12 protein-coding genes are annotated in these 7,594 nt (G+C 51.1%); 10 read left to right on the forward strand and 2 right to left on the reverse strand.

Going from position 1 to position 7,594, the window contains the following annotated elements:
• Positions 1-693, reverse strand: a complete 693-nt coding sequence (imuA, locus tag Q669_RS06930) for a translesion DNA synthesis-associated protein ImuA (RefSeq protein WP_011784491.1) — start codon at positions 691-693, stop codon at positions 1-3.
• 127 nt (positions 694-820) lie between these two features.
• On the opposite strand from imuA, the gene Q669_RS06935 reads away from it, so the two are divergent.
• Both Q669_RS06935 and Q669_RS06940 read left to right on the forward strand, forming a co-directional pair.
• A complete protein-coding gene (locus Q669_RS06935) occupies positions 821-1,159 on the forward strand; it encodes a 4a-hydroxytetrahydrobiopterin dehydratase (RefSeq protein ID WP_014421872.1) in 339 nt (112 codons plus the stop codon).
• A gap of 32 nt (positions 1,160-1,191) precedes the next feature.
• Positions 1,192-1,467, forward strand: coding sequence for a YrhK family protein (locus Q669_RS06940; protein ID WP_022991732.1), 276 nt, complete (start codon positions 1,192-1,194; stop codon positions 1,465-1,467).
• Here the strand turns inward: Q669_RS06940 and Q669_RS06945 are convergent.
• Complete coding sequence (locus tag Q669_RS06945; RefSeq protein WP_022991733.1) at positions 1,464-2,450, reverse strand: integron integrase; 987 nt, start codon at positions 2,448-2,450, stop codon at positions 1,464-1,466. The genes Q669_RS06940 and Q669_RS06945 overlap by 4 nt on opposite strands.
• A gap of 368 nt (positions 2,451-2,818) precedes the next feature.
• On the opposite strand from Q669_RS06945, the gene Q669_RS06950 reads away from it, so the two are divergent.
• The 8 genes from Q669_RS06950 (at position 2,819) to Q669_RS06980 (ending at position 7,530) form a co-directional block, all read left to right on the forward strand.
• Positions 2,819-3,253 carry a hypothetical protein gene (locus Q669_RS06950; protein WP_022991734.1) on the forward strand — a complete coding sequence of 145 codons (435 nt, stop codon included), beginning with the start codon at positions 2,819-2,821 and terminating at the stop codon, positions 3,251-3,253.
• Positions 3,254-3,354: 101 nt separating this feature from the next.
• Positions 3,355-3,684, forward strand: coding sequence for a hypothetical protein (locus Q669_RS06955; RefSeq protein ID WP_022991735.1), 330 nt, complete (start codon positions 3,355-3,357; stop codon positions 3,682-3,684).
• Between the two features lie 588 nt (positions 3,685-4,272).
• Positions 4,273-4,422, forward strand: a complete 150-nt coding sequence (locus Q669_RS19705; RefSeq protein ID WP_200861791.1) for a hypothetical protein — start codon at positions 4,273-4,275, stop codon at positions 4,420-4,422.
• A 211-nt stretch (positions 4,423-4,633) separates the two neighbouring features.
• A complete protein-coding gene (locus Q669_RS06960; RefSeq protein ID WP_022991736.1) occupies positions 4,634-5,269 on the forward strand; it encodes a LysE family translocator in 636 nt (211 codons plus the stop codon).
• Positions 5,270-5,308: 39 nt separating this feature from the next.
• Positions 5,309-5,725 (forward strand): hypothetical protein, encoded by a 417-nt coding sequence (locus Q669_RS06965; RefSeq protein ID WP_022991737.1) that lies wholly within the window; start codon positions 5,309-5,311, stop codon positions 5,723-5,725.
• A 96-nt stretch (positions 5,726-5,821) separates the two neighbouring features.
• The gene (locus Q669_RS06970; RefSeq protein WP_022991738.1) at positions 5,822-6,157 is read left to right on the forward strand and encodes a hypothetical protein; all 336 of its coding nucleotides are present in this window, start codon (positions 5,822-5,824) and stop codon (positions 6,155-6,157) included.
• A 483-nt stretch (positions 6,158-6,640) separates the two neighbouring features.
• A complete protein-coding gene (locus tag Q669_RS06975) occupies positions 6,641-7,036 on the forward strand; it encodes a hypothetical protein (RefSeq protein ID WP_022991739.1) in 396 nt (131 codons plus the stop codon).
• 116 nt (positions 7,037-7,152) lie between these two features.
• Complete coding sequence (locus Q669_RS06980) at positions 7,153-7,530, forward strand: hypothetical protein (protein ID WP_022991740.1); 378 nt, start codon at positions 7,153-7,155, stop codon at positions 7,528-7,530.
• The last annotated feature ends 64 nt before the right edge of the window (positions 7,531-7,594 follow it).

Below are 7,594 nucleotides of genomic sequence, written 5' to 3' on the forward strand. Positions count from 1 at the left end.
TCAGGTGGCTCCATCCTGTGACCATGGCCCCTGAATCACACCAGTGGGGTCGCTGGCCTGAATGCCCGCGCGATGCCCAAGGGCAAGAGTGCAGCGCTGCCCTGGCCAGCTACCACGGCGTTTCAGAATGTTGATCTTGAGATCCTGGTGTTCTCCGGGAATCAGCTCCAGCCGAAGCGCGGCCGGTGAATGCTGCTCTGCCTGCCGACGTTCCCGAAACAGAATGCAGACATTGTTACCCGCTTCGGAGGCCAGTTGCAGCCGGCGGATATCCCGGGTGGCCAACTTCCCCGGCCAGGCCATCACCAGGCCTGTGACAGGGGAGCGCAGGCAGTTTTCCAGTGTCCACAGAAAGTCAGCGGAATCGTGAGTTTGAACCAGCACCAGTTGATCGGTATTTACGCCAGCCCTGGCCAGCGCCGGGGCATAAGGTGTGTGGGGCGGGTTCAGCCAGAAAATGGTCTTTCCCTGCCTGGCGACCTTCTGCATAAGCGGAAGTACCAGGTGCAGCTCGCCAATGCCACAGCTGTCCAGCAGGCATTCACTCAAGGCACCCTTGGGCCAGCCGAGCCCACCAAGTTGGTTATCCAGAACCTGATACCCCGTGTGCTCCGCCGGAGAGGCGTGTTTCTGGGGCTTATGACCCTGCCAGATACGGGCATCCTGAAGCAGGTGGTTGAGTGATTTGCTCATGCTTATTTCTCGAGTACTGTTTATATATACAGTATTCGGAAAAAGGGTCGATTTCAACTGCCGGGTTGATAAACGACGGGTGGGCACCCACGATGTGGTTGAAGCCACAAATATAGTGGAGGACGCTATGTCGAATCTTGGCCAGCAAAGCTGCAGCGCCTGCAGTGCCGATGCACCCCAGGTCACGGATGCTGAAAAGCAGACCCTGTTGAAAGACGTGCCTGAATGGCAGTTGATCGTTCAGGATGGGGAAGAGCAGTTACAGCGGGTGTTTACCTTCAAAAACTTTGTCCAGGCCCAGGCCTTTACCAACAAAGTGGCGGACCTGGCGGAAGAAGAAGGCCACCACCCCGCGATACTGTTGGAATGGGGGAAAGCCACCGTACGCTGGTGGACCCATAAAATCGGAGGCCTACACAAAAACGATTTCATCATGGCCGCCAGAACCGACGAACTTTACCCATAATCGCTTCAAACAGACCGGAAACAGGAAGTGCCATGGACGAACAATCAATGGACAACCCGCTTACCCTGAAACTTGGCCACGAAGAGCTGATCATCCGGCGCCGCTACGAGATGATCAGCATCATCAATGATTTCTTCATCGCCATCTGGTTTCTGGTGGGGAGCATACTCTTCCTGTTTCCGAAGCATGAGACCGCCGCAATCTGGCTGTTTATTATCGGCAGCTTCCAGTTCCTGGTAAGGCCCACCATCCGCCTGATCAGCCACATTCATATCCGCCGAATACCACAGAGTAACTGGGAATCCTAAACGGCCTGGTCAATCGGGCTGCGGACTCCAAAGCCGCCTTTCTGCACAACGTGGGTGTAGATCTCCGTTGTGCGCACGTCTGAGTGCCCGAGTAATTTCTGAATGGTTCGCAAATCGTAGCCAGACTCCAGAAGCCTGGTGGCAAAGCTGTGCCGGAAGGTATGGCTGCCGGCAGGTTTATGAATACCTGCCTCTCTGATAGCGTTTTTGACGTGCTTCTGGACGGTTCGATCCATCATGTGGTGTCTTCGCCGTATACCTGAACGAGGATCGATAGAAAGATCCGGCGCGGGAAAAATATACTGCCAATCTGGTTCCTGGCTGGCATTGGGGTATTTTTTGGACAAGCCCGCTGGCATATATACCGAGCCACAGCCTTTGGCCAAATCAGCCTGATGCTGCAAAAGTGCGGCATGAATCTGGTCATGCAGTGGTTGAATCAGACGGTCTGGCAGGAGTGTTATTCGATCTTTGCTGCCTTTCCCTTCGCGAACGATTAACTGCTGCATGCCGAAATCGACGTCTTTGACACGTAAGCGAAGAGCTTCGTTAATCCTCAGGCCTGCACCGTAGATCAGCATGGCCACCAGCTTGAATTCGCCCTTTAGATTATCAATTACCCGCCTGGCCTCGTCCGGGCTGAACACAACCGGAAGCCTCTTGGGCTTTTTTGCCGCTTCATACTCCAGGTTTTCCAATGGTGTTCCCAGAAACTCCCGATAAAGAAATATCAAAGCATTCAAAGCGACACGCTGAGTGGCCACGCTGACATTCGCCTGCAGAACCAGATGAGAAAGAAAAACCTCAACCTCCGCTGTACCCATAGACTCCGGGTGTTTTCGACCATGGAAGCGGATAAAGCGCTTGATCCAGAACACATAGGTTTTCTCGGTTTTATAAGCGAGACCGCGAAGTCGGATAAAATTTCTGAGCCGATCCAGAAAGCGTGTGGATTGCGGAGAAATCGGGCAGCGGATGTCCATATCCTGGCTCCTTGATGGTTATGTATAAATATACAGTATTTGATTTTTCGGGATTGTCAATCAAGTATCCAGAAGCGGAGTTATACGAACGCGTTCGCAAAACTCCGGGAAACCAGGGCGAAATGTTGCTAACCTTCTGATAAGTTTGAAAAGGAGTATCGGGGCGTGCGGAGTTATACGCCCCCAATCTGGAGCAGGGGTGGCTCGAACACGGGCGTATAACTCCGGCGGTAGCCGTGTTGGATTCAGGTAATTTGCTGATTTTATTGGTGAAGCTGGGGTTTCTGAGAGCCGCGTTTTTTGGAGTTATACGAATGCGTGTTATACGAACGCGTTCGTATAATTAGCTGTTAAATTTGAAGAGGCCTATGTCACAGTCTGAAATTCGTAATGGAAGATACCAGTGGTGGCGTTGGCCATTCGTTGTCATCCTGCCCCCAGTTGTAGCTCTGGCTGCGGCCTTCATATTTCATTGGATTCAGTGGTTTGGTATGAAAATGCAAGGTGGGTACTCAGAAGATGGGTGGATGGTTCTTTATATTGCACCATTGTTTACCGCTGCTATTCTCGGGTGGTCATATGCTTGGGTTGCCGCGCTCACTGCACCGTCAGCAAAGTTTCCGGCAAGCGTTGTCATGTCAATGTTATTGGCTGCAATGGGTGGAGTAGCATCAGTTGCTGCAATAGTTGGGGAGCAATATCCAGCTTACCAAGCAGTCAGTGTTTCTCTGATGACATTTGCCGGAGTCTGCGGGCTAGTCGGTGCCCTTGTTCAAATAAAGAAACATGGCGGCACCCTGTGACTGCAGAATTTAACAATACGCGTCACACGGATGCCCTTGTCTCCGCTTCGCTACGTCAAGGTCACCGGTGCGCTCTGCGTTAAATCTAAGGAGTGTCAATTATGGCAATAACGTATACCCCCCAAAAGGATCAGGAATACGCAGATTTTAAGAAAAATGGCGGAACGATCGTGTTTGAGATTGATGCTGAAGACATCTCTGCCAGCAAGGACTTTGAAAGTTTTGACTCGATCAAACCAAAACTCAACACTGGTTTCGAACTGCCGCCGACAACCCTTATCGAATCCCCAGAGCTTCAGGCCTTAATCGCTACCTCTGGCTCCGTGTGGGACTTTATCTTCACTCGCGTGTATCTGGCTGGTGGTAAAGTAGTCTACAAAAAGCAGGGCAACGGGAAGTATCAAGCTGAGTGTACGGTACCGGCGAAATGATTTAACAAGGCCAAGCACGGCGACGCCTACTACATTGCGGCTTCGCCTCCATTTCGTAGCCGCGCATGTTGGCTGGCGTTAACGGCCAGGCGCTTTTGCGTTTTTGGCTGGTGCGGTGCAAAGGCCTTGGCATCAGGGTTGGCTGCAAAAACCGCTCATGCTGGTGATGGCCAAGGCCGGAAAATTCGCTGTCTGGTTTGGTTGCCACAATAGTCAGCGGTGTTGGTATTCATGGCGTGCCCCAGTTTTGGGGCCGTCCGTCTCAAACGGTAATCGGGCGGGTAGCCTTTGCTTTCTGGTTCCTTTCGCCATCCGTCGAGTTGGTGCAAGCTGTCCGGGAGAGGGCATGCGGCCTGGGTGTCAGGCTCAACCACGGCGGTGAACGGCCATTAACAAGGCGGTCAACCGGACGCCAAAAGCGTACCGCTTTTGGTTCCCTCCGCTGCGCTCCGGCGCCGGTTACCTCAGCATTATGTGTATTTGTACAGCCTGTATTCTTGAACAGTTTATTACTAGGGTGTAGGCTGGTTTTGTGTACAAAGTTCGTACACAAATCGATCAGGCTAGCACCCTTGAGGAGGTTTCAAGATGGCTGTCAAGCACACACCAACAGGTGAAGTTCACAGTGGTAATAAAGGCGGTAAAACCGGTTGCGGTTTCGATACTCGTGACAATCCCAGCCACTGGATTTTATCCCATGAAAGGATCACTTGCGGCAAAAACGGCTGTAAAAACTGATTCTTAACATGGTTTGCTTCCGTTGCGGTTGACCCGAGATAAAGTCAAACGGGGGCAAACCACATAACCAGGCGCAGCAGTTCGCGGCCGGTGGCCGCCGGACGCCCTTTACGTGGCACCTTCGGCGCCACGTAAAGGGCGCCGCTGTGCTTCGGCGTTATGTTTACACTTGGCATCTGGAACAGATGCTGCCCATATTGGAAGCCTTAAAATGTTTGACTATACGCTTGTTCACTGGATGACATTTTTTTCAGCGGCGGTTCTTCTGAATCTGTCCCCTGGCCCAGAAAGTGCTTTCATTTTGGGCCAAACCTTGCGAAATGGACGTAGACAGGGCTTTGCCGCGATGTTTGGAACTTGGACAGGTGGGGGGCTGCATGTGGTCATGGCAGCCGCCGGCCTCTCGGCAATTCTCGCAACATCGGCTGTGGCTTTTTCGATTATCAAGTGGTTAGGCGCTGCATATTTGATATGGCTTGGGTTCATGATGCTGCTGTCGCGTGAAGATTCACCAGCTTCGAACGAGGAACCAAAAAGGAAAAATGAATATTCGATCTATGGTCAAGGGGTGTTAGTTGCAACTCTCAATCCGAAGGTGGCCATCTTTTTTCTGGCGTTCTTACCACAGTTTGTTGTTGAGGGGGCTGGTTCTCCTGGCGCTCAATTATTTCTCCATGGATGTCTGATAATTATTATTGCCGCTTTCATAGATCCTTTTTTAGTTATGATTGGAGCTCATTTAGGAGCGTTTTTCAAGAAAAAACAAAAACTTGCATTGTGGGTTAATCGTGCTCTTGGGGGAGTGTTTGTAACCTTGGGTGTGCGCCTCGCGTCAAGCGCCAAGTAGTAATTCCGTTGCACACAGCAATGCAGCAAGGAGTAAATAGTGTTGAAGCCCGTGATACAGGAAGAAATTTCAGGATGCGGAATTGCGTCTGTAGCCAACATTCTGGGAAAAACGTACTCGGAAATGAAAGCTACCGCAAATGCAATGGGAATTTATGCTGAAGATGAATCGCTTTGGTCTGATACCCAATATGTGAGAACGATGTTAACTCATGCAGGAGTCGAGACGTCAGCTGGTGAGATTCCATTTGAATCGTGGGATGCGTTGCCTGATTTGGCATTACTGTCCATCAAGCACCATCATGAAAATGGCAGAAATTTCTGGCACTGGGTTGTTTTCAAACGCTTAGAAGATCGGGGTTTTGTTTTGGATTCAGCGAGCTACCTGCCATCAAATATTCGAACGGACTTCAGTGAAATGCAGCCCAAGTGGTTCATCGAAGTAACAAATACATAACCAGACCATGCACCGGATGCCAAATCCTCCGCTTCGCTCCGGTTTTGTCACCGGTGATGGCGGACGTTATACAAACGAAAACCAAAGGGGAATGCCGTGGGAACCAGTAAGCAATCGCTTCTGAAGCTCAGCGCTATCATAGAGCAGCACTCGGCAAATCAAACGGATATGCCATTTCGCAACATGTTCGCTACTGCTTGCTATCTCTCCGTGATTGGCGAGGAGCAAGCAGCTCGCAAACAAATGAAGAGCCTTTTCGATTGGTTAGGATGGGATAATCGGAGGACCTATTTCAGCGCTATACTTGATTCTTTATCGGAATTTGCACCGAAGTATGCATCTGAAATAGCTGCCAACCAGGAAATCAACAAAATCATGTACAAAGTTGATAGGCCGGGTAGCCCAGCGTCAGAATCGACAGAAAATGTATAACCAGTGCAGGCACGGCGACGCCCACTGCATTGCGCCTTCGGCTCCATTCCGTTGGCGCGCATGCTGCAGGCGTTATTGGCCCGGCATTCGTGAGTTTTTAGCAGGTGGGGTGCAAAGGCCTTGGCACCGGGATTGGTTGTAAGCCCGCTCACTCTGGTGATCGCCAAGGCCGGAAAACTTGCTGTCCAGTTTGGGTGCCGCAATGGCCAGCGGTGTTGGTATTCATGGCGTGCCCCAGTCGCGGGGCCGTCCGTCTTAAACGGTAATCGGGCCGGTAGCCTTTGCGTTCTGGTTCCTTTCGTCATCCGTCGAGTTGGTGCAAGTTGTCCGGGAGAGGGCATGCGGCCTAGGTGTCAGGCTCAACCACGGTGGTGAACGGCCATTAACCAGGCGGTCAACCGGACGCCAAAAGCGTACCGCTTTTGGTTCCCTCCGCTGGCGCTCCGGCGCCGGTTACCTCAGCGTTAGTGGCCAAGGAGAGCTATGAATCAGGCAATCCATTTCAAAACGTCGATGTTTGATGTCTCGAAGGAAAAAGAGAATCCCATTAACCCGATATATGGGCTTTCTCTTCTGGAATGGTTGAGGAAAAAGCTCGAAGGCAAGATAGAGATTACGGAGCCGGAAGCCGAGGATTGGGGCTGGTGCAGTGAGCTCGAATACGAAGGTGGTAATTACCTGATTGGAGCATGTGCGTTTTACGAGAAAGGCGATAATCCAACATCAGAAATCGAGTGGGTCTTTCAGGTCCATAAATACCGTAGCCTGAAAGAGAAGTTGCTTGGTCAAAACAAGATGACTACCTCCGACAATTGCTTCCAATTTTTTAAAGGGCTTCTTGATCAGGAGCCTGGAATCAAAGAGGTGGAGGTTGCCTGAGCCACTAACAAGGCAGTCAACCGGACGCCAAAAGCGTGGCGCTTTTGGTTCCCTCCGCTGGCGCTCCGGCGCCGGTTACCGCAGGCGTTAACTGAAGTGAATATCGAGGAACTGTCATGGCGCAAATGCATGAAAAGCAAACATTCCAAGAGCTAGCGAGTTTGCTGGGTTTAATTGCGCCTGAAGATTGGGTTAGCTTGCTTTCAATCTATCTGTTCCATGACGGCGCTATGAAATTAAAGCACTACGTGAAAGAAGGGCCTAGGAGCAATTGGCGGACATTGAACACCGGTAGCGTGGGATTCGACATAATGGATTGGTGGCAAAATTATCATGGGCTAGTCAAAGAGGCTGAGGGAAGCGAGTTTAAGTTTGCTAAAGCCCAGATAGACCCGTCGGGGAATCTCAAAATGAGATTGTCTTATGAAGCGGTAGATCCGCTTTCTGACATCGATGTTTTGCGAATAGCTGAGAATCTCAGTGAAAACAGTTAACAAGTACAGGCAAGGGACGCTCCTTACGTCGCGCCCCTGCTGTTGGCGTTGAGGCTGTAGAAAA

The organism is Marinobacter sp. C1S70, from assembly GCF_000475355.1.
In the GTDB taxonomy this organism is placed as follows: Bacteria; Pseudomonadota; Gammaproteobacteria; order Pseudomonadales; family Oleiphilaceae; genus Marinobacter; species Marinobacter nauticus.

What these genes read in the sequence shown, in the direction of transcription:
- imuA (WP_011784491.1), bottom strand. Translation starts at nt 693, where the DNA reads ATGAGCAAATCACTCAACCACCTGCTTCAGGATGCCCGTATCTGGCAG.
- Q669_RS06935 (WP_014421872.1), top strand. Translation starts at nt 821, where the DNA reads ATGTCGAATCTTGGCCAGCAAAGCTGCAGCGCCTGCAGTGCCGATGCA.
- Q669_RS06940 (WP_022991732.1), top strand. Translation starts at nt 1,192, where the DNA reads ATGGACGAACAATCAATGGACAACCCGCTTACCCTGAAACTTGGCCAC.
- Q669_RS06945 (WP_022991733.1), bottom strand. Translation starts at nt 2,450, where the DNA reads ATGGACATCCGCTGCCCGATTTCTCCGCAATCCACACGCTTTCTGGAT.
- Q669_RS06950 (WP_022991734.1), top strand. Translation starts at nt 2,819, where the DNA reads ATGTCACAGTCTGAAATTCGTAATGGAAGATACCAGTGGTGGCGTTGG.
- Q669_RS06955 (WP_022991735.1), top strand. Translation starts at nt 3,355, where the DNA reads ATGGCAATAACGTATACCCCCCAAAAGGATCAGGAATACGCAGATTTT.
- Q669_RS19705 (WP_200861791.1), top strand. Translation starts at nt 4,273, where the DNA reads ATGGCTGTCAAGCACACACCAACAGGTGAAGTTCACAGTGGTAATAAA.
- Q669_RS06960 (WP_022991736.1), top strand. Translation starts at nt 4,634, where the DNA reads ATGTTTGACTATACGCTTGTTCACTGGATGACATTTTTTTCAGCGGCG.
- Q669_RS06975 (WP_022991739.1), top strand. Translation starts at nt 6,641, where the DNA reads ATGAATCAGGCAATCCATTTCAAAACGTCGATGTTTGATGTCTCGAAG.
- Q669_RS06980 (WP_022991740.1), top strand. Translation starts at nt 7,153, where the DNA reads ATGGCGCAAATGCATGAAAAGCAAACATTCCAAGAGCTAGCGAGTTTG.